This window comes from Peptostreptococcus sp., assembly GCF_977045075.1.
In genome coordinates this window covers 1-21,629 of record NZ_CDRRTB010000019.1, presented here as the reverse complement: position 1 = coordinate 21,629, position 21,629 = coordinate 1, and the positions used below count along the sequence as shown (strand labels likewise).

Genomic DNA, 21,629 nt, shown 5'->3' with positions numbered 1-21,629 from the left:
CAAGTGCAACTGCCTCTGGTATAGTCATAAAGTACCTTATTATATCCTTGTGGGTAACAGTTACAGGACCACCTGCCTGGATTTGAGACTTGAAGAGTGGAACCACTGACCCATTACTTCCCAATACGTTACCAAACCTAACTGCCACAAAGTCTGTAGAACTATTTTCGTTATAAATCTGTATCAGTTTTTCTGCTAACCTCTTTGTTGCACCCATTATGTTAGTTGGGTTAACAGCCTTATCTGTAGATATTAGTACAAACTTGTCTACACCACACTTATCAGATACCTTTAGAAGGTTTCGTGTACCAAACACATTGTTTTTAACTGCCTCTGTCGGATTGGCCTCCATTAAAGGCACATGCTTATGGGCTGCAGCATGAAATACAATATTAGGCCTATACTTTGAAAATACTTTTTCTAGCCTCTTTTCTTCCCTAATATTAGCTATAACAACATCCATATCCAGTTGGTTATCATACTTCATCAATAGTTCCTGCTGCACATTATATACATTATTTTCATAATTATCCAGCAATATTAGCTTGCTTGGTCCATACTTATAGATCTGTCTACATAACTCAGATCCGATTGTTCCCCCAGCCCCGGTAACCATGACAATTTTTTGAGATATATAATCCCTAATCTTGTCCATATCTAGGCTGACTGGATCTCTACCTAAAAGGTCGTCTATCTCAACATCTCTTATTATTTTAAAATCGACCTTGCCATCTATTATCTCCAAAAAGCCTGGTATAGTTTTCGTGTAGCAAGAGGTAGACCTGCATATATCTATGATTTCCTTCTTCCTCTTGTTGCTTATATTGGCAATAGAAAATATTATTTCATCTACCATTAATTCCTTAACAAGTCTTGGTATATCTTTAACCCTACCATCAACAAACTTCCCACATACTTCTTGACCCAGTAATAGCTCATTGTCATCTATAAGTGCAACAACCTGCCTATTTAATTTTCCCTTATTTTTATTAATTTCATTGATGACCATCTGGCCAGCTTCACCTGCACCAACTATCATCACCCTCGACAATTTCGCCATACTCCACCTTTCATCAAACCTTATAAAAGGTCAATCTACAATATAGGACTAGACCAATGTCTTAGTCCTATAATACTACAATCTATTTTTTTCTAGTACCATATCATATAGCTTAGATATATCCTCAAAGTTATCCTCAAATCTATAGGTAGACACTACGAATTCTCTAGCTCTTTTACCCATATCTATCCTTAGCTGGTCATCAGTCATAAGTTTGTCCATAGCCTCAAAAAGCCCTTGAACTGACTTAGACTCCACTACTAGTCCTGTTTCCCCTTCATCAACAGATTCAGGATGACCACCTACCCTAGTTATTATTACCGGTACCTGGCAGGCCTGCGATTCAATAGCCGACACACCAAATCCTTCTCTCAAGGATGGGAAAACACATACATCACATGAATTGTATGTAGCTACAATAACTTGGGGCTGAACCCTTCCAAGGAAGCTAATAGACGCCCTTGATTCAAGCCCTGATACCTGGTCCTTAAGGGCTGCTTCTTCCTGACCACTACCACCAATTAGGAGCCTTAGCTTTTTGCCCTTATAAGCGCCCTGGTATTTAGTATAAAGTTTGTCGTATGCCCCTATTAGGTATTTAATACCATATTTTTTTTCTAGACTCTTTACGATACCAAAGGTAAAATAGGCTTGATCCTTAGCCTCATTTATTGGTTTAAACCTATTTGTGTCTACTCCGAAGTACGTAATATAAACCTTTTTATTCGTATAAAGATTTGCCTCCCTAGCCATATCTATACTATTTGAAAAAATGTAGTCTGCCTTCTTAAAATTATACTTGATAATCATCTTTTGAAGCAGACCATTTCTAGGAAAGTCATATATATCAGTACCCCATACAGACAAAATATATGGCTTGTATCCCATTAGGGCTCCCAAAAATCCATATGAGCTAGCATACTGGGCATGTAAAAAATCAGGTCTGATCTTTTCAATTAGAGCCTTGATTTCCTTCCTATGCTTAAGGTAGTTAAACTTACTAAATAGCCCCTTGTTCCTGACTTCATTTACATTTGTTTGAAAGTTGTGAACCGTCACACCATCAATGCTTCCACCATTTAGAGATATGATTTCAATCTCATAGCCCTTCTTTAAAAAGAAGTCACACCACTTTTTCACGTGTGGGTTCGAAGCATCTGCTAAATAACAAATTTTTGGCATATAAACCTCCTAGTTAACCCGTTTATTTTATGCCCCTATCCTTAATTAATACTAAACAAGGGCCTACTTTTCCTTTTTAATTCTCTTCTTTGCTGCGTTATATGCGTAGAAAATAAATACATATGACGCCTTCCATATACTTAATTTTTCTATATTTCTATAGGTATTCCAAGTCCTCTTAATAGCGTTGAACTTATTATGCGACAAAGATTCCTTGACTATCCTATACCACACTAGATCCTCATATATACCATAGGCATAGTCAACCCTCTTTAGTAAATTCAGCCATGTAGCTGTATCCTGACCTCGCCTAACATTTACCATCCTAAAGTCTCCCATCAAGCCCCTATCAATTAGTACAGTGGAACAACCTATAATAGTATTCTTTAAAAGACCATTGTAGTCAATTTTTTCTGGAGCCCTTGCAACCTTAGGGGTTGGGCTACCATCCGTGTTAGTGTACCTATAGGATGTAAAACAAAAAGCGACCTTCTTTTCAGCTAAAAAATCCATCTGTCTCTCCAGCTTTTCTGGTTTCCAGATATCATCACTGTCTAAAAAGGCAACATATCTACCGCTCGCCTCTGAAAGTCCAATATTCCTAGTAACGGCTGCTCCAGAATTTTTTTCTAGCTTTATATATTTAATTCTATCATCTTCCTTAGCCTTTTTTTCTATAATTTGCCCGGAAGAATCACTTGAACAATCGTCCACCAATAACAACTCCCAATATTCGTAGGTCTGTGCCTGCACAGATTCTATTGTTTCTGTCAGAAAGTCCTCTGCATTATATACGGGTATTATTATCGATACCAAACCTTCCTTCATGATATATATCTCCTAACCAATTCTCTTCCTAAACTTTTTAGGTCTCTGTAATTTCATTTTATTTAAACTTATACTTTTAATATCAAATTTGGATATTCCATAAACTAACAATATTATACTTATGTTGCTGGCAATATCAACCAAAATACTTTCTGCAAAACAGTAAGTCAAAATACTCACAAGTAAAAGTAGCTTGTCCTTCTGGTCTTCCTTGCATAGGTTGTACATTGCGAGGCAAATAAAGCCTATTATTACAATAAATACAATAAGTCCCATGCTATACAGGGTCCAAATATAACCACTGTCTAGGGGCATTCTCTGCGAAAAGAGGATGTCCCTAATATTTGGTGTGTAACCAAATATGTTAATCCCACTTGTAGGGTGGGTAATGTATGAATGCCAATAAAGGGGTCTGTGCGATAATACCCTATTCAAGTAGTAATTTCCGCTTCCAAACAAGGCAATTAATATACTCAGTATAGACATAAATGCTGGAAATAGACCTATAAGTATAGCATTCCACTTCTTCCTAACATCGATACTTCTCAGTATCAAGAAGGCAATTGCCGTAACAATAGCTGTCAGGAGACCCGTCCTTGTTATAGTCTGGGAATACATCAAAAACGCCATTAAAAATAAGGCTATGAAATCAATCTTCTTTTTACTATAAAATACATAATAAAAGTAAGAAGACCATATTAAAAACATGCATATAAATGATGAGTTTGGATTTCCAAATCCAAAGTCATTTCTTCCTTCCAGATACTCAGTAGGGTGTATACCAAGTAGGTTACTAACCAAGTAAATAGAAAAGAATATGGCATTAAAGACCATAAACCACTTTACCAGAAGTCTAAAATCACAAGTATAAAGACCTAGGCAAAGGTAATAAACATAGGCCATAGTGATGTTTCTTGACATTACAAACTGTACACTAGCCAATAATAGGACCAATAAATGCGTTATATTAAATTTTCTTATATCACTTGCTATCATAATAGTCGATAGACCCAGACTAAGCACCATTATGTACCTAGAAAAGGAGTTCATATCAAAAAAGTCCCCGTAAAACTTGAAAACGGCCATAAAGACTATAATGATACCAAATAAATTTCTCCATTTATTCTTAAACATCAAACTACTCCCTTAGTATTAACTATTTCTTTAAATTTAGTATAGCCTCAAAAATTCTATCACAATTTTTTCCATCCCTTAGGTCAAAAAAATCTTCGACCCTTTGGGCATATATATCTTCCATCTTAAATTCATTATCAAAATATTCACTTAGCTTCTTTACAAGGTCTTCTTCATCAATTATAACCTTACCAAATCCATCATCCTCATAGCTGAAATAACCTGGTGCATACTTGTCATCCTTGACCTTTTGATAGTATATAAGAGGTTTCTTCATATAGGCAAAGTCAAAGGCTACAGAAGAGAAATCAGTAATCAAGAGTTCTGAGTCCTTTAGCAAGGTCTGGACATCATAGTCATCCTTGTCAGCCAAAATAACCCTGTCACTTTCATTATCAAAGGCCCCCTTATAGGGCTGCATTTCAAAGTGGGGATAGAAAATCAAATCCCTATCATATCTTTCCAAAAGTTCTATAATTTTCTTGTTGTTAATAAGAGAATTAAGTGACTTGAAGTAGTCAGATGCCAAAAAGCTAGTCATATCCAGCTTGTCTTGATTCTTGTATGAAGGAGTGATTATGGTCTGTCTCCACGTAGGCATCAAGAGGATCTGTTTTTTCGTCTTAAAGTCATTTAATCTATCATATCTAGCAATACCTGTCCTTACAACCACACCCTCGGCAAAGCCATAATTAGGCCCACATATAGACTCATACTCACGCTTTGTGGTAGTTATAAAGAGGTCTATCTTAGTAGAGGCATTGTAATACATACTAAGGTCACTAAGTATTACACCATGCTGTAGTAATACAAACTTCTTTTTGTTCTTCCTATCTAAGAGGAGCTTGTATAGTTTATAGCTCCACGGCTCTAAAAAGCCTAGATGTGTAGAAATTGCATATTCACATAGTAGAAAGGCTATCTTATGGTCCTCGCTACCAAATTCTATTATATTTCCAAGGTCCTTTACCCTATCATAGTCCTTCTTGTGGGAAGAATCTATCACATACCAGGCATTTATTTCAGGATGATTTTCCCTTAAATACTTAAAAAATACATATCCATTATCCTTGGCTTCAACCCCTCTTTCAGATATCAGCCACATATTCTTGTATTTTTCATCCTGCCTATACTTATCGACCTTACTATTGTAGGCTAGCATTTCCAAAGAATTTTTGCTTAGCCTAATAATCTTTTCAACTATACTCATAATACCACCCTAAACTTTAAATTTAAGTTGCTCTTTAATAGCTGACATAAAAAGTCCCCAGAACTTTCCATCGTTACTATCCTTGATAAGCTTTCTTTTCTTTAAACCGAAGGCTATAAAAAGCACAAAGCCCGTAAATCCACCAAATAACCTCTTGAAAAGTGGTCCCTTGCCTATAATTGATGTTGGATCAGTGTAGTTAACTCTTTTGTAAGGATGGTAGGCCACAATCACCGGGAAGTAGTACATCTTTCTCTTCCCCTCATTATAGGCATCCATTATAAATATATTTTCCTCTCCAGAGTTATACTTTTTTCCAATACCAAACCTTTCATCGAACCTATGAGTCATAGGGTCTAGTTGGTGGGCGTTAAACCACATATCCAGTGTAAGCTGCTTTAAGGTCTGCCTCCTAGATATCCCCATTATAGGTTCCTTTGGATAGTCTGCCGTAGACTTCTTAACTATTGGATCAAAATGCTGAAAAATTGCTATATCTGGATCATATTTTTCAAAATGCTCCTTTACTATCTCTAGAGTATTATCTGCATACCAGCAATCATCATCAGTGAAGGTGTATACATCACCTGTACAGTAATCCATAGTTGCATTCCTACTTACTGAGCAACCTACTCCACCTGCATCTATATGCTTGTATTCAAAGCTATGCTTTTTAAGTATTTCATCTATCTCTTCGAAGTTGGTCTGTGATCCCACTATAACTTCAAAATTTTTATATGTCTGTCTATCTAAACTATCAAATAGTACATCTAGTTCCTTTAACCTAGAACCATATGTACCCAACAATAAACTGAATTTCATATTATACTTCCCTTCTTCATACTTCAAAAGAGCCACCTATTTAGACAAAAAATGCTTAAATACATTGACAAAGGCATAGTTTGTAAAACAGTACAAGGATTTGAAAAGTCCCAGCTTTTCTTCATTTCTTAGTATATTCCAAGTCCAAGTAGCCGCTTTTAATTTATTGCCAGAAAGTGAATTCTGCCTTGTCCTATAAAGAGCAAGGAGGTCGTTTAAGCCATGGGCCTTATAGCCCCTCTTAAGTATCCTCAACCAGGCAGCATAGTCCTCATGCCTAGTTTTTGGCATGACAATTTCCTTTATATAGTTTCTATCAATTACCACAGTCAAGCAGGCTATAGCATTATGCTTTAGTAGCTTATTGTAATCTAATTCCTTCTTAGCCTTTACTACTGTATTCATCAGCTTGCTATCTGCATCCATAAACCTGTAGCTAGTAAAGGTAAACTCATACTGGTTTTCCAACATAAAGTCTATCTGACGACTTATTTTTTCCGGCAACCAAACATCATCACTATCTAAAAAAGCAATAAACCTACCCTCAGCATTTTCGATAGCTACATTTCTTGCATTTGCAACACCAGCATTCTCCGTCAAGTAAATAGCCTTCACCTTATCACTTTTTTTCTTGTATTTTTCAAGAATAGCCCTAGATCCATCACTAGACATATCATCCACACATATAATCTCTATATCGTCATAGGTCTGGTTTAAGACACTATCCAAGGTTTCTTCCAAGTATCTCTCGGCATTATATACAGGCATAATGACCGAAACCAACTTGTTAGTATATACTTTTTCCATCTCGTTCATTTTAAATCCCCTTCTATCTTGCTCCGTCACCTGTAAAAATAACCTTAACAGTCATAAATACTATCTTTATATCCAAAAGTAGACTCCTATTTTTTATGTAATAGATATCATACTTAAGCTTCTCACCTGGGTCTATTTCATAGCCACCATTTACCTGGGCCCATCCTGTTAGACCAGGCTTTATTGCAAGCCTATAGACAAAGTGCCCATACTTTTCCTCAAATTCCTTTGTAAATCCAGGTCTTTCTGGTCTAGGACCTATAATACCCATATCTCCCTTGAAAATATTGAAGAGCTGTGGTATCTCATCAATCCTAGTTTTTCTTATAAACTTACCAACTTTTGTAACTCTTGGGTCATCCTTTTCTGCCCACTGGGCACCATATTTTTCTGCATCAGTCCTCATAGACCTTAGCTTATAAACATAGAATTCCTTACCGTACTTACCCAACCTTTCCTGCTTATATAGGATAGGTCCATTATCCTCTATTTTTATAAAAATCCCTGCAATCAATATTACTGGTATACCAACTATCATAGCTAAGAGGCTCAGTACTATATCAACGATTCTTTGACATAGCTCTAGGCACTTACCACCCTTTACTATACTATAATCTATGGTATCAATATACTCTTTTAGTTTTACGTCATCTCCACTATACCTGTTTAGAGACATCATTATCCTCCCTTCAGCAGTCAAGTGCGCCAAATCACTGCACATACTGCCCTATATTATTCCAAAACTTTACATTCTTACAAATCAAGACCAAATGACTTCTTTGTAAGAAAAACCCTTACCGTCATGAATAATGCCAGTAAAACTAAAAGTATTGTAGTAGTCAACTTGAATCTTTCTATATTAAAGAAGTTTCTTCTTTCGATTTTAAAACCAACCTGGTTCAACTCTCTATACTTTCTCTCCTTGACCAGCTTTTCATCTGCTGTTGCAAGGTAATTATTTTCTATTAAAAGTAGGGGTGAATTGTTATCCGCTGCTAGTGGAGCTATTGCTATTGCATTAATCAGCTGTCCAGAGGCAATTGACCTCTTGTGTAGAACTTCTCCGCCTTTAGAAATATAAAGCTTATCCCCCTTCTTATATAGGATATCCATTATATTTCTGTTTACTTCATATCTATCCTTGCCACTAATTTTAACTAGGCTGCTAAACATCTTGTCAAAATTTCTGTTTATAGTATTATTATTTGTAACTATATAGGCCTTTTTAACTCCATACTTATCAATATATGACTTTAACTTGGCTGCATCATCATCCCCACCAGATATTACTATTACTGGTATATTGTTTTTCTGGGCATATGGTGAAAATGATATAGCATTCGGTAGATCAAATACATCACTACTAACAAGGGCAAGAGCATCAACCTTTTTTTTGTCGGCCATCATGCTAGCAAACCTTAGAGAAAGGTCTGTAATATTGCTTTCAATAAGCCTATCTACCTTGTAACCATTCCTCTTAAAGGATCTTTCAACCCTCTTGTTCAAGCTATTTATTCCACCTATTAGCACAACCTTTTTTACACCCAACTTTTTCATCTGATCATATACAGGCTTCTTAATAGTGTAGCTTTCTATATAGAAGACTGGATACTTGCTATTGTAGGCGTATGGTGCTACCGATACTATCTGGTCAATCATCTCTGTATTTACTACTATAGCAGTATCTGCCTTTTTAAAGCGTTTGTCCACCACTGTATTTACTGTATCATACCTGGTATCCCCTGTATAGTCGACAATATCGAACTTATCGAAGTATAATTTGTCAAGTAGCTTTCCACCACCAATATATATAACTAAAAATATAAGTATAAATACCGTATACTTTATAATCTTTTTCATACTTAATTCTCCCGCTCTTATTTCTTTGAAATAAACATACTCTCACTCACTACATTATTATACTATATATTAAAAATTTGTGCAAAGCTTGTAAAGAAAAAAAAAGGATATATAGAGAACTTTTATTAGTTCTCTATATATCCTTCTTAAAATAACTAATTAAAGCCAGCGACTATACCCTTGGCTATCTGGATTCCCATATCTCTTAGGGACTGGTCGGACTTCAGTTTATTTACATCGTACGAACTAGACATAAAGCCTCCCTCAACCAAAATAGCTGGCGCCTCTGTATTTGCAATTACATATAGGTGGGTACCGTCTTTTACCCCCCTGTTTTTCATGTCAAATTTGGCCAATATACTATTTAAAACCTTGCTAGCAGTATTCTGGGACAGGCTACCATCTCCTGTGTAAACTTCGACTCCTGTACCGCTTAACTCACCTGTATCAGCATTTACAACAGCCCCGCCCTTGTTGTAGTGGATACTACAGAAGAATACAGCCTTACTGTTATTTGAAATATCAACCCTGTCCTGAAGGGTTGGATATGTATCGTTCTTTCTCGTCATAATTACATTAGCCCCCGCCTTTGTAAGGTAGTCTGCACATGCTAGGGCAGTCTTTAGAGTCCAGTCCTTTTCTTTGTAACCATTTAAACCAACTGCACCTGAATCACTACCACCATGACCCGGGTCGATTACAATAGTCTTACCCCTGATACCCTTACTACTTATATTTGTGTCACTAGTACTTGTCTGAGTTTGGGCCTGAGGCTTAGACGGTGTCTGTGGCTGAGTCTGTGGCTTGGTCTGAGTTTGAGTGCTTATTGCTGCAGACTGGAAATTAGACTTAATAAGACTAGTTACACTGGAGCTTATGCCTCCACCAATCTGGTATATCGTGTCACCCTGCACACTATTTAAGAACTTCTGAGAAGCAGCTACCAACTTGTTCCTGTGTGTTATCAAGATTGGACAAGACTTTAGCGTTGCAAATGGACCTGCACTTACAGTATCTATCAGGCCGCTATTTTCCGCCTTTGTAACTATTAGGCTATTTATATCACTACTTTTATAAAACCTATTTATTACATTTACATTTGTCTGGTACCTGTCACTACCGTATATTCTATTTTCCTGACCGCCGTTTCTTACTACTGCGCTGATCTTATTAATTAGACTGTTTGATATAGAATTCTGACCTCCTATATAGTAGACATTGCTAGCAGAGCTCTTTAGGTAATTGTAAACCCCATTACCAACGTAATTCTTACTAGCTACTAAAACAGGAGCCATAGTGCTTCCCGCCCTAGAGGATATTGATAGAGCATCTGCTACACCATATTCAGTACTCACTACATATGCTGTATTAACTCTACGACTAGCATTTATCTTTTCAGCTACTGCAGCGGAAAGGTCACTCGGGTATGTACCAAATATCCTCGCCATTTCTGCACCAGTATTGGCCTTTATGGCATTTGATATACCCTTTGAAATATGACTAGTATCACCAATCATATATACCTTTTTAGGATTTAGCCTTATAATTTCATCCAAAACTGATGGCTTTATTGACTTAGCTGATGTCAATAGTATAGGTGCCTTATTTAAGCTAGCAAATGGCGTTGCAATTAAACCATATATAGCATTTGACGAATTTACCAAAACTACTGCATCTGCTCCATTAGGGTAAGAGGCCTTACTGACCTGTACAGATGTTTCATACCTATCACTTCCATATAAATATGATATATTAGTGTTTGTTTTTGCATAACTTGAGTCTAGTCTTGTCTCATAGGACATTTCACCTTCCTCATCATCGACATATTGGCTCACATTGCCATCTTTGTCGAACTTGGCCATACCGAGCTTAATTTCCATAACTCCAGTCTTTTCTTCTGATCCATCATTAGAACCGACAGCTTCTATTTTAGAACCAGTTTCACTGGCATTTATTTCATCAGCAAAACTATATGGCGCAAAACCGGCTAGCAAGGTTATAGCAAGTGTCATTGCCATAAATTTTTTCATAAAAACTTTCATCTAATACCTCCCAAAAAAACTATTTATATTACTTTAGTCTATAAGCAAATCAATACTTCTTCATTATAACATAAAAGTTACAGTTTGTAACCTGTTTTATAAAAAAGACCGAATATATTATTATCTGGTAAGCTTTATCACCAGGTAAATATCCGGTCTTTACAATATTTTTCAATTATTAATCACACCTAAAAAGGTGGACTAGATATCTATTACTTGAATTACTTTTTTACAACAACCTTACCATCTGCGTCCCTATTTATTACATCCTTTGGTAGGAAGTCTGTATAGAAACCACTTACATAACTATTTCTTAGGGAGTTAACCTTATTTTGATCATTGTAGGTGTACATGTATAGACTTATATCCCTATCTACAAGCTTTTTAGTAAGATCATCTGAGTATTTGAACTTATTAGCCGCAACTATTTTTATACCGTGTTCATATGAGAAGTCGACAATTCTATTTACCTCTAGCTCCTCTAGCCTATAAGTTGTAAATATCATTGACTTAAAGTCATATATATTCATTACCGGCTTATACATCTCTTCATAGTAAATTTGTGGTATTACCCTATTTAAAGATGTGGCATCCACCTTTTTAAAGGTATCTACAAGTTTCTTATAAGCCTGCTCAACGCTCTTTATATCATTTGTTTTAAGATCAACCACAAGGTACATATCCTTATGGTCCTTCATGTACTCAACAACATTATCCAAGGCTAAGGTATCGTATTTACCTAAGATTTTTTCATTCAAGAACTCCTTTTTAGTAGGCTTTGCATTAGCCCAAGAAAGAGGTAGTGCAAGCTCTGACAAGCCCTGCCTATCATAGGAATGTAATAGTATCAGTTCATTGTCAGATGACATAGACATATCAGCCTCAAAAACCCTTAAGCCCCTGTTGTAGCTCGAAATCATAGCCTGTCTTGAATTTGTATATGAATTACCATCTACTCCACCCATGGCGTGGGCAATATACCTATTTTCACTTACCCAAGAATAGTTAAACTTCTTAGGATAGTTATCCATGTATACAGTCCTATCACTCGATTGGACTACATTGACATCCAAGACCTTATATATAAAATCTAGGGGAACATATATAGTATCTTCCATATACTCCATTACCCCATCCATCTTTAAGACATCCTTGTTTTTCGCAAACCTAACTTCATTAGACCCCCTCTTCATATAGTAGGTGTATTTTTTATATTTAACCTCTACTTCTCCAAAGGGAAGGAACTTATATTCTATCTTCGTCCCAAAATTATTACACAGTTCTATCAAGGGAACATAAACTATGCCATTGTTTATTTTATATGGTTTTTTCATTTGTGCAACCTTATTGTTGGTTATTAATCTTTCCCTTATATTTGTATTCTTATATTCACTTATAATCCTTCTCTGACTCTGATGGTAGTGAAGCAACCTAAACAAGGCCAAGATCAATACTAGGGAAACTAGTAAAATCAAAGCTTTTCTGGCTCTTTCCTTCATAATTTCCGTATTAAATTTTTCTAACATAAGCCCCCCACTATCATATATTTATCTTTAACTTATACTTTTCCAACAGATTAAAAAGTAGTACCCAAATTACTGTAACAAACACAGAATAACATGCAGATGCATAGCCAGTACCCGTTATTGGTAGTATGAAGTCAGTAGTAAACCAATTGTTAAATGGTAACCAAGTTCCTGTATAAATAGACTTGATGTGTATAAATTTTATCAACTCATGTATTGTCGTATCCAAGAGAATAATAGGCACTGCATTCAAACCAACTCTCTTTAATAAGCTAGTCCCAAAACTTAGTTTCATAATATCACATAAAAGATATGCCAACATACTAAGAAAGTATGCATACTCAGCCATCCTCAATACAAAGGTAAGACTAAAAACATTTCTATTCAAAGGTATAAATACCTGACTTATATGCGATAATATTAGCATCAACAGGGATAAGAGTGCCAAGTTGACCAATTTTTTCAACTCATCATTTATCCTATAGTAGTTACTTAGAATTGACCCTATAGACTTTGGATTCAACCAGCTTTTTATATCTATCCATAAATTGGACCTTGAAAAACCATATGTTCTTACCATGGCTGGCCTATAGTACTTTTTATACCTCTTGTTCTTTATAGGCTTCTTATTGAAAATACAGGCTATAGACAGGCCTATCATAGCTAGAGGACTGGCAGCTAATATGGCCATCAAGCCCTCTGGATCTGCAATAGACTTGCTCATAAAACCACCTAAAATGGACCTATCGATTCCAATAAAAGCACTCTTATCTATAGAATATCCACTTATAAAGGCTATTAGGGTCATTATGCAGGACACTATGATTGCCATAATCAAGAAAACATAGGTAAGGGCATTGTTTTTAATCTTAATGTTTAAAAGCCCTATATAGGCCAGTGCCACCAATAAATAATCTATGGCCAATAGCTGGTATGGCCCAGTCAACCTTACACTAGCTCTTCCCTCCATAAAAATCACACTATATAGAAGACCTACTATAAATATTATTGCAAACCTGATAAAAACCCTCTTCACTATGTCTATAATTAAGTCCCCATCAGCATAGTTTTTCTTTACAAAAAATGGTATGGACATGCCCATTATCAGCACAAAATAGGGAAGTACAAGGTCTGCAAATGTCATGCCATGCCAAGTAGAGATAGCCAGATTGCTTGAGACTGCAGATTCCATACCCTGGTTAATTATAAATAGGGCTGCTACTACAAATATTCCCCTTAGCACATCTATGGCACCTATCCTCATATAGGCATACTCCTGGTCCTTTGCTTTTTTATCGAAATATAAAGTTTTAATAATTTTTAAGTACTTACGTATATAAGTTTTCAAAGCAAATTCTTCCACATCATTTACATACATTATTTTATCACCTTCATTTATTCATCTTCTTCGTCAAAGGTAAATACAAATTTCAGTGTTTCTCTCCTAATCTTTCTATTCAAGGATTCAAACATCTTGTAGCCTTCGATTGTATACTCCTTAACAGGGTCCTTCTGGGCTACAGAGACTAGACCTACACTCTGTCTCATCTGGTCCATCAGGTCTATGTGGTCAACCCAGTAAGTATCTACTACCTCTAGTAGTATGTCTTTTTCCTGTTGAGCCAGCTCATAGTCAGGAACCATCATCATCTTTAATTCATATACCCTTTTTACGATTTCCATAGTATTGTCGATTACCTCATCCCTAGTCATGTTGGCTATGTCAGGCATCAACAAAGTTCCATCTGGCATAAAAGCAGAATAAAGACTCTTGAAATACTTGAAATAATTCCTTGGCTTAACGTCAATATATTTTTCAACACTTTCAATTACAGTATCCTTAGCCATCTGCAGGATAGTTTCTCTAAGGTCTACACCCTTAAGTACATTATCTCTTTCTCCATAGATGACCTTTCTCTGCTTGTCTATTACGTTATCGTACTTTAATACGTCTTTTCTCTGCTCAAAGTTCTTACCCTCTATCCCCTTCTGGGCATTTTCTATTGCTCTAGTAAGGGCTCTACTAGATAGGGCACCATGCTCGTCCGGCTTCAGCTTCTTACTTAGTTTCTTGATGGCAGACCCTCCATATAGCTTGATAATTTCATCCTCTATACTCACATAGAACCTAGAAACACCTGGGTCACCCTGTCTACCCGAACGTCCTCTTAGCTGGTTGTCTATTCTACGAGATTCATGTCTTTCAGTGCCTAAAACGTATAGACCCCCTAATTTCTTAACCTGCCCTTCTATTTCCTTGTCTCCGTTACCTAACTTTATATCGGTACCTCTACCAGCCATGTTAGTAGCTATTGTAATATTACCTATCATACCAGCCTTGGCAACTATTTCAGCTTCCATCTTGTTATTCTTTGCATTTAGTATTTCATGCTTCAAGCCCCTCTTTGTCAAAAGGTCTGATAATATTTCTGATTTTTCGACAGTCGCAGTACCAATCAGCATCGGCTGACCTGTACTATGGACCTTTATTATCTCTTCTACAACAGCATTAAATTTCTCTTTTTCTGTTGCATATACCTTATCATTTAAGTCAGCTCTTATTACTGGCTTATTAGTAGGTATCTGCACTACATTCATATTGTAGGTTTGTTCAAATTCATTTTCTTCAGTCTTGGCTGTTCCTGTCATACCAGATAGCTTTTCATACATCCTAAAGAAGTTCTGGTAGGTAACTGTCGCCATAGTCTTGTTATCAGACTTTATTTCAACCCTTTCTTTGGCTTCTATAGCCTGGTGAAGTCCATCAGAGAACCTTCTACCATCCATTATTCTACCAGTAAACTCATCTACTATAAAGACCTCTCCATCCTTTACTACGTAGTCATCATCAATATTCATCAACTTGTGGGCTGTAAGGGCCTGGTTGATATGGTGGTATATAGCCATATTGTTCAAGTTTGTAATAGTCCTTATTTTAAAGAAGTTTTCAGCCTTCCTAAAGCCTGATTCAGTTAAGGAAACAGTATGCTCTTTTTCATCAAGATCATAGTCTTCCTCTTCTATAGTTTTTATAAAATCATCAGCAAGTATATATAGGTCACTTATGGCTTCACCCTCTCCTGATATAATAAGAGGAGTTCTTGCCTCATCTATAAGAATAGAGTCAACCTCGTCAATTATACAATAGTAAAGTTTACCCTGAACCTTATCATTGAAATTTTTAACCATATTGTCTCTCAAGTAGTCAAAACCAAATTCTGAGTTTGTACCATAGGATACATCACAATTATATTGAATCCTTCTAGTATTCGGGTCCTGACCAGTTATAATAGTACCCACTGTCATTCCTAAAAATTCAAATACTGGCCTTACAGTATCTGCATCACGCTCAGCCAAGTAGTCATTCACAGTAATTACATGAACACCCTTGCCTAATAGGGCATTAAGGTAGCAAGGAGCTACTGCAACTAGGGTCTTACCTTCACCAGTCTTCATTTCTGCTATTTTACCTTGATGTAGAACTATGCCACCTATCAGCTGGACCCTATACTGTCTCATCCCTAAAACTCTCTTACAGGCTTCTCTTGCAACAGCAAAAGCTTCTACTAGTATATCGTCAATTGACTCTCCCTGGTCTAGCCTATCTTTAAATAACTGAGTCTTATTTCTAAGGTCTTCATCCGAAAGTGAAGATATTTCCTCTTCAATTGCTTCTATCTTATCTACAATTTTATTTATTTTTTTTATTTCCGCATTATCTTTTTTACTCAAAAACGAATCTAAAACCGACATTATTTACTCCTTTTATTACAATTTTTATATCTAATAGGGTCAATTTATCCCTAAATTATCTCCTTGTATAGGCCTTATTTGCCCATTTTCGGCAAAATTACCTACTTCGACTTCTATATTATACCATTAAAATTAGATTTTCACAAAAACTATTAGACATTTTTCATAACTTATTGTATAATATAGTTACTTAAAAGAATTACATTTCTTATTAGGTATTTCTCACAAAAAAAGTAGAGGTTGATCAACAACCTCTATTTTTTTTGTTATAAATAACTAACTAGTCTCTCCATGTAGTATAATAGTATATATAAGCTAAGGAGGGATTGCATATGTTAATTGATTTTAGTATAGAAAACTACCTTTCTATAAAGAATAGGTTGAATTTTTCACTTGTAGAATCCGATGACGAAGAAGGAAGTAAAATTAAAATACATAGGGCTAATGGCTATCTTAACCTACTACCTGCAATCACCATATACGGATTCAATGCCTCAGGTAAATCAAACTTTTTAAAGGCTCTCGATATGGCTAAAAATCAGATTGTTTTTTCAAAGATATCAAATCCAGAAAAACTAGGCATAGATATCTTTCAGTATAAGCCTTTTAAGCTATCGGATACCTATAGGGGTAAGCCTACATCCTACCAACTGAGGGCTCTTGTCAATAATTATATTTTTGACTACCAGGTCGAGTATGATAAAAGCTCAATAATATGCGAAAGACTATCCACCTTTGATTCAGAGGAAAACTATACACTCCTAATAAATAGGACCCATAATGAATTTTCCTTGGATTTTAATATTGACAAGGATATAATAGCAAAAATTATGGGACCAAATATATCTAAGAGACCCTTAGTCGGAAGTGTTAGTATTTTTGATGAAAGGGTTGAAAGCTTTGTAAATTGGGTTGAAAATGACCTAATTATCATTAAGAACAACTTCGACTCAAGGGAGAATATACAAAAAACTACCCGCTACCTGCTTGAAAAGGGTGATATTTTCCATGCCAAACTCCTAAGAATGCTGTCTGATATTAGCTATTCAAATATCAGCTCTATTCAGACACAAAGCCTTAGTCAGGCTCTTGAGGATTCTGATATTGACGAAACCATAAAAAATGAGCTTCGTGAATCTAGCCTTTATAATAGTATTAGACAAAACTCAACTGGTATAGATGATGGTGATTCTGAAGCTATGACCCTCAATACATTCAAAAGGGGACTTGATGTAGAAGGTAATTCAAAGGATGTAATCTTTAACCTTTTTGAGGAATCAGAGGGTACTATCAAGATTTATGCACTATATGCCTATATCTATGATGCCCTATATAATGGTAAGACCTTAGTTATAGATGAAATGACATCTTATATACACCCACTGGTTTCTCAGTACATTATTGGGCTCTTCCAAAACCCAGTAGAAAACAAGTCAGGTCAACTGATTACAACTACGCATACAACAGACCTTCTTGAAATGAAGAGCTTAAGGCGTGACCAGGTTTATATCACGGACATGGACTTCAATGAGACTACTATCTACTCATTGGCAGATATAATGGATGTTTCCAAGAGTGAAAACTTTAGAAATGCCTATCTTGCAGGAAAATATGGAGGATTAAATTTCTTTAGGAGGGGGTTACATGAATAATAAATACAAAGACTCTTTCAAAAGACCAAAACCTACTATAAAGCCAAGGGCTACTGGATTAGACCTGCTTGATCCCAGTATAAATATACCTATAGACGTTTTCCATTCTAACACAAAAAAAATCAGAAACCTTATGTTGGAAAATAAGAAGGACGAAAACATACTTAGATATTGTATTATTCTAATTTGTGGCTCAATGGACAAATATATGCATGATATAGTAAAAACTATGCTACTTCAAATATTTAAGGATAAGGCCCCTGCTGGCAAGTCCTTTGATAGCTTTATGGTTCCGATTTCTCTTTTGAACAAGTTTGACAAGATTGAATTCGACCCTCAAGAAAAGGAGAAAATCTTGAGTGACACCATATACGAGGTAACGTCAAGCTTTACCATGCAAAAGTCATACGCAATAGATAGAAACCTAGGCTATGTAATTAACTTCAATATGTGGAAGGCTATCCATCCTAGAGTGATGATGAGATTCAAGGACCTAACTAGCATTACCGCACTAAAAAAATTTGTTGATGACCTTGCAGATAGAAGAAATATAATAGCCCATGAGCTTGACTTCCAGCCAAATAGTCATGATAGACGACCAATCGACTATGACTATGTTCTTCATACCCTGGATGTAATACAATTTATGGTAGAGGCTGTCAATTATCAAATTACAGATTCAATCAAAAATGTACAATGTAGAGATATAGAAAATGACGGAAGTATATAAATATTATTAATATATAGGTGGTGAAATAATTATGAATACTAATGGTAGATATAACCCAAACAAAAAGTACTTTAACTCAGAATGGCTAGACAAGATAGATAAGAGGGACCAATCCTTGATAGATATGGCCTTCAAGGCCTTAAAAAACTCATACTCACCCTACTCTAATTTCAGGGTAGGTGCCTGTGTAGAGACAAAGACAGACCAATACTTTATCGGTACAAATATTGAGAACTCATCATTGGGACTGACTAATTGTGCAGAAAGAAATGCCATTTTTTCTGCCTTCTCACATGGTTTCAGAAAAAAGGATATAAGGGCTATTGCTATCGTGTCAGAAGATGATAAATTAACCACTCCGTGTGGTGCCTGTAGACAGGTCTTATCTGAACTCTTAGAACCAACATGCCCTATAATACTTACAAATGGTAGAGAGGTCCTTGTTACAGATATCATCCACCTCTTACCACTTAGCTTTAGCCTAGATATTTAGGCTATGGTTCTAGATAAATTGACTATATCAAGTTATAAGTTATAAAATTTATAAAGTAATATTGGAAGCCTTCCCCTAATATTTAGGAGAAGGCTTCTTCATCTGTATATAATTTTATATAGATTGCCTGTGAATATACTCATATATTACTTATACAGGACTCTCAGTATGGCTTCATAGCAACCAAGTTCCCTTTTCATCCTGTCTAACTAGGCCAGCCTTCATCAAGGTACCTAAACTTCTCTTGAAATTCTTTTTGCTCGTTGAGAATACAAGTCTAAGCTCTTCGGGGTCTGACTTATCGTTAAACCTCATAAAGCCATCATTCCCCTCCATATAGCTAATGATATTTTTAGCCAGCTTGTCTAGTTCTTCCCCTTTTTCGGCTCTTGTTGATAGGCCTAGTTTCCCATCTTCATGGGTCTTTACTACCCTTAGACCCTCTAGTCGATCACCCTCTCTAAGGCTTGTGTAATATTCATCCTTTAAAATGAGACCATAATAGTTAGGTTCTATACATACAAGGGCTGTACCATTTGACTGGAAGCCAAATACATATCCGCTACATACATCCCCCTTCTTCAGGTTCGCCTCTAAGCTTAGGTATGGTCCAATATCTGTTGTTGCCGCAAGCCTACCAGACTTATCTACATATATATAGAATGGATATTTTTCTTCTTCAAATAGCTTGTACTTTCTCTCTCTAAATGGAACTAATACATCCCTTTCAAGTCCAATATCTATAAAGCTACCTATTTCAGAGTTATCACATACCTCAAGTATTGCTACCTGACCCGCCATGGCCTTGGGTTCTTTTTGAGTTGCCACTAACCTATTCTGTGAATCCTTATATACAAATACCTCTACATCTTGGCTTAAGCTAATCCTGTTTTCATCAATAATATTCTGTTTTGGTAAGAGTATATCATCACTAGTATCCTTGGTTTGTCCGTCTAAAAAGTAACCGTAGTCCTTTTTCCTCAAAACCTTCAACTTATTTACTTCACCTATTTTTATCAATTCTACACCTCATTAATTCCATATACAGACTAGTCTGCTATAAGATCAGCATACTGGCCTTTAATTAAGTTTATTAAGTCATCAGGGCTTAGCTCTACCTGATATCCAACCTTGCCTGCACTTACTGTTATCGTTTCAATGTCCTTGGCTGACTGGTCTATATAGGTTGGATAAGTCTTTTTCATACCAATTGGTGAGCAACCTCCTCTAATGTAGCCTGTAACCTTGTTTATGTCCCTAACATGTATCATTTCAAGATTTTTTTCACCACAGGCCCTCGCAGCCTTCTTTAGGCTAAGATTTTCTGCTACTGGTATAACAAATACATAGTAGGCCCTTGAGCTTGCCTGAGTTACTAGGGTCTTATAAACTGTCTTAGGATCCTTACCCAGGGACTTGGCTGCAGTAATGCCATCCACATGGTCCTTAGTAACTGGATAAGACAGTTCATTATGATTAATTTTTTCCAAATCAAGTATTCTCATTGCGTTTGTCTTAACATTTTTTTTAGACATTTAACCACCCCTCCTAATACTCTTATTATAAAATCTATGCAACTTTCCCACTATCTTACTAAGACACTACCAACGCCATAGTACTTGGAGATATACTGGTTAACCCAGTACTTGGGGTCGTTACTTCCATCTGGGCTACCATAGGCCGCCATATAGGTGTTCTTAGCCCCTATAGATGGAATTTCAATATTTTCAAAGTGTCCATTTGTCCTGTTGTCTATTATTATAATCTCTCTAGCACTATACCTAGACAAGTAGTCCTTATTCGCTGTAAGAGCGCCCTGAAGGCTAGGTATAAATAAAACAACATATATAAGTAAAATGAAACCTAAACAAACCGAAGAGAAGATAAGATTGTTCTCTCCTATCTCTGTAAAGCTAATTAGGCCAGAGATTATAAAAAATATGGCTGGCATAAATACAGGATTTTTATCTCCTATAGGCAAGAGTGATACAAATAAGAAGGATATTATACCTGAAAGAAGGTATATTTCCGACTCCCAATTTTTTTCCACATTTATCAGTCTTGAAACCACAAGGAGTATTATGGCCGCTATCATAAATAAAAGTACTAGGTTTAAAAAGTCATTATTGAAGGCTGATAGTTTAGAAGCTCCCGCATAAAGGTCTCCCATAACATGACTTTGTCCTCCAGCCCCCCTTCTAGATGGTGATGACATCATAACGACAAACCCCGTCAGCATACTTAGCATGGATAAAATTAATACCAGCATGTTCTTTCTTTCACCCTCGAATGACCTAAATATATAGTATAAGAAGATAAAAATTATACCAATGGCAAGATTTTCCTGTGACCAACCTGCCAGAAATGAAAAAATAATCATAAATAACATTCTACAAATACCCACCATTTGTCCATCAGCTTGGCTAGTTATAACAATTTTTCTTGCGTTAGTTATGACAAGTAGACATAATATGGGCACCCATACATACTTGGCTATACTTGGAATCATCAAAAAAGTATT

At 36.0% G+C, this 21,629-nt stretch carries 19 protein-coding genes; 3 read left to right on the top strand and 16 right to left on the bottom strand.

Annotation, left to right across the window (positions count from 1 at the left end; genetic code table 11):
• The 13 genes from ACW6OJ_RS03125 to secA form a co-directional block, all read right to left on the bottom strand.
• The coding region (locus tag ACW6OJ_RS03125; RefSeq protein WP_456095749.1) for a polysaccharide biosynthesis protein at positions 1–1,060 on the bottom strand (1,060 nt) is incomplete at its 3' end.
• A 75-nt stretch (positions 1,061–1,135) separates the two neighbouring features.
• Entirely contained in the window at positions 1,136–2,242 is a 1,107-nt protein-coding gene (locus tag ACW6OJ_RS03120; protein WP_455104622.1) for a glycosyltransferase, read from the bottom strand.
• A gap of 63 nt (positions 2,243–2,305) precedes the next feature.
• Entirely contained in the window at positions 2,306–3,070 is a 765-nt protein-coding gene (locus tag ACW6OJ_RS03115) for a glycosyltransferase family 2 protein (protein ID WP_455104621.1), read from the bottom strand.
• A gap of 12 nt (positions 3,071–3,082) precedes the next feature.
• Positions 3,083–4,204: a hypothetical protein gene (locus ACW6OJ_RS03110; protein WP_313964060.1), complete on the bottom strand. Its 1,122-nt coding sequence runs from the start codon at positions 4,202–4,204 to the stop codon at positions 3,083–3,085.
• A gap of 22 nt (positions 4,205–4,226) precedes the next feature.
• Positions 4,227–5,414, bottom strand: coding sequence for a CDP-glycerol glycerophosphotransferase family protein (locus ACW6OJ_RS03105; RefSeq protein ID WP_455104620.1), 1,188 nt, complete (start codon positions 5,412–5,414; stop codon positions 4,227–4,229).
• 9 nt (positions 5,415–5,423) lie between these two features.
• Entirely contained in the window at positions 5,424–6,236 is an 813-nt protein-coding gene (locus ACW6OJ_RS03100) for a glycosyltransferase family 2 protein (RefSeq protein ID WP_293427098.1), read from the bottom strand.
• Between the two features lie 36 nt (positions 6,237–6,272).
• A complete protein-coding gene (locus ACW6OJ_RS03095; protein WP_455104619.1) occupies positions 6,273–7,052 on the bottom strand; it encodes a glycosyltransferase family 2 protein in 780 nt (259 codons plus the stop codon).
• Between the two features lie 13 nt (positions 7,053–7,065).
• Positions 7,066–7,728: a sugar transferase gene (locus tag ACW6OJ_RS03090; protein WP_293427118.1), complete on the bottom strand. Its 663-nt coding sequence runs from the start codon at positions 7,726–7,728 to the stop codon at positions 7,066–7,068.
• Between the two features lie 77 nt (positions 7,729–7,805).
• Positions 7,806–8,912 (bottom strand): cell wall-binding repeat-containing protein, encoded by a 1,107-nt coding sequence (locus tag ACW6OJ_RS03085; protein WP_455104618.1) that lies wholly within the window; start codon positions 8,910–8,912, stop codon positions 7,806–7,808.
• A 155-nt stretch (positions 8,913–9,067) separates the two neighbouring features.
• Positions 9,068–10,954, bottom strand: coding sequence for an N-acetylmuramoyl-L-alanine amidase (locus ACW6OJ_RS03080; protein ID WP_455104617.1), 1,887 nt, complete (start codon positions 10,952–10,954; stop codon positions 9,068–9,070).
• Between the two features lie 221 nt (positions 10,955–11,175).
• Complete coding sequence (locus tag ACW6OJ_RS03075) at positions 11,176–12,480, bottom strand: phosphatidylinositol-specific phospholipase C/glycerophosphodiester phosphodiesterase family protein (RefSeq protein WP_456095748.1); 1,305 nt, start codon at positions 12,478–12,480, stop codon at positions 11,176–11,178.
• A 13-nt stretch (positions 12,481–12,493) separates the two neighbouring features.
• A complete protein-coding gene (locus ACW6OJ_RS03070; RefSeq protein ID WP_456095747.1) occupies positions 12,494–13,858 on the bottom strand; it encodes a hypothetical protein in 1,365 nt (454 codons plus the stop codon).
• Positions 13,859–13,875: 17 nt separating this feature from the next.
• Positions 13,876–16,233, bottom strand: coding sequence for a preprotein translocase subunit SecA (secA, locus tag ACW6OJ_RS03065; RefSeq protein ID WP_456095746.1), 2,358 nt, complete (start codon positions 16,231–16,233; stop codon positions 13,876–13,878).
• Between the two features lie 332 nt (positions 16,234–16,565).
• On the opposite strand from secA, the gene ACW6OJ_RS03060 reads away from it, so the two are divergent.
• From ACW6OJ_RS03060 to cdd, 3 genes are read left to right on the top strand one after another with little or no spacing between them, the layout of a single operon-like run.
• Positions 16,566–17,885 carry an AAA family ATPase gene (locus ACW6OJ_RS03060; RefSeq protein ID WP_456095745.1) on the top strand — a complete coding sequence of 440 codons (1,320 nt, stop codon included), beginning with the start codon at positions 16,566–16,568 and terminating at the stop codon, positions 17,883–17,885.
• On the top strand, positions 17,878–18,615 hold the full coding sequence (locus tag ACW6OJ_RS03055) for a HEPN domain-containing protein (protein WP_456095744.1): 738 nt from the start codon (positions 17,878–17,880) through the stop codon (positions 18,613–18,615). Before ACW6OJ_RS03060 ends, ACW6OJ_RS03055 begins: the two co-directional genes overlap by 8 nt.
• 31 nt (positions 18,616–18,646) lie before the next feature.
• Positions 18,647–19,108, top strand: coding sequence for a cytidine deaminase (gene cdd / locus ACW6OJ_RS03050; RefSeq protein WP_293435326.1), 462 nt, complete (start codon positions 18,647–18,649; stop codon positions 19,106–19,108).
• A gap of 174 nt (positions 19,109–19,282) precedes the next feature.
• Here the strand turns inward: cdd and ACW6OJ_RS03045 are convergent, their stop codons facing one another.
• From ACW6OJ_RS03045 to ACW6OJ_RS03035, 3 genes are all read right to left on the bottom strand, one after another.
• Positions 19,283–20,128, bottom strand: coding sequence for a CvfB family protein (locus tag ACW6OJ_RS03045; protein WP_456095743.1), 846 nt, complete (start codon positions 20,126–20,128; stop codon positions 19,283–19,285).
• A 29-nt stretch (positions 20,129–20,157) separates the two neighbouring features.
• Positions 20,158–20,643 (bottom strand): Cys-tRNA(Pro) deacylase, encoded by a 486-nt coding sequence (ybaK, locus tag ACW6OJ_RS03040; protein WP_293435332.1) that lies wholly within the window; start codon positions 20,641–20,643, stop codon positions 20,158–20,160.
• Positions 20,644–20,693: 50 nt separating this feature from the next.
• The coding region (locus ACW6OJ_RS03035) for a DUF6056 family protein (protein ID WP_456095742.1) at positions 20,694–21,629 on the bottom strand (936 nt) is incomplete at its 5' end.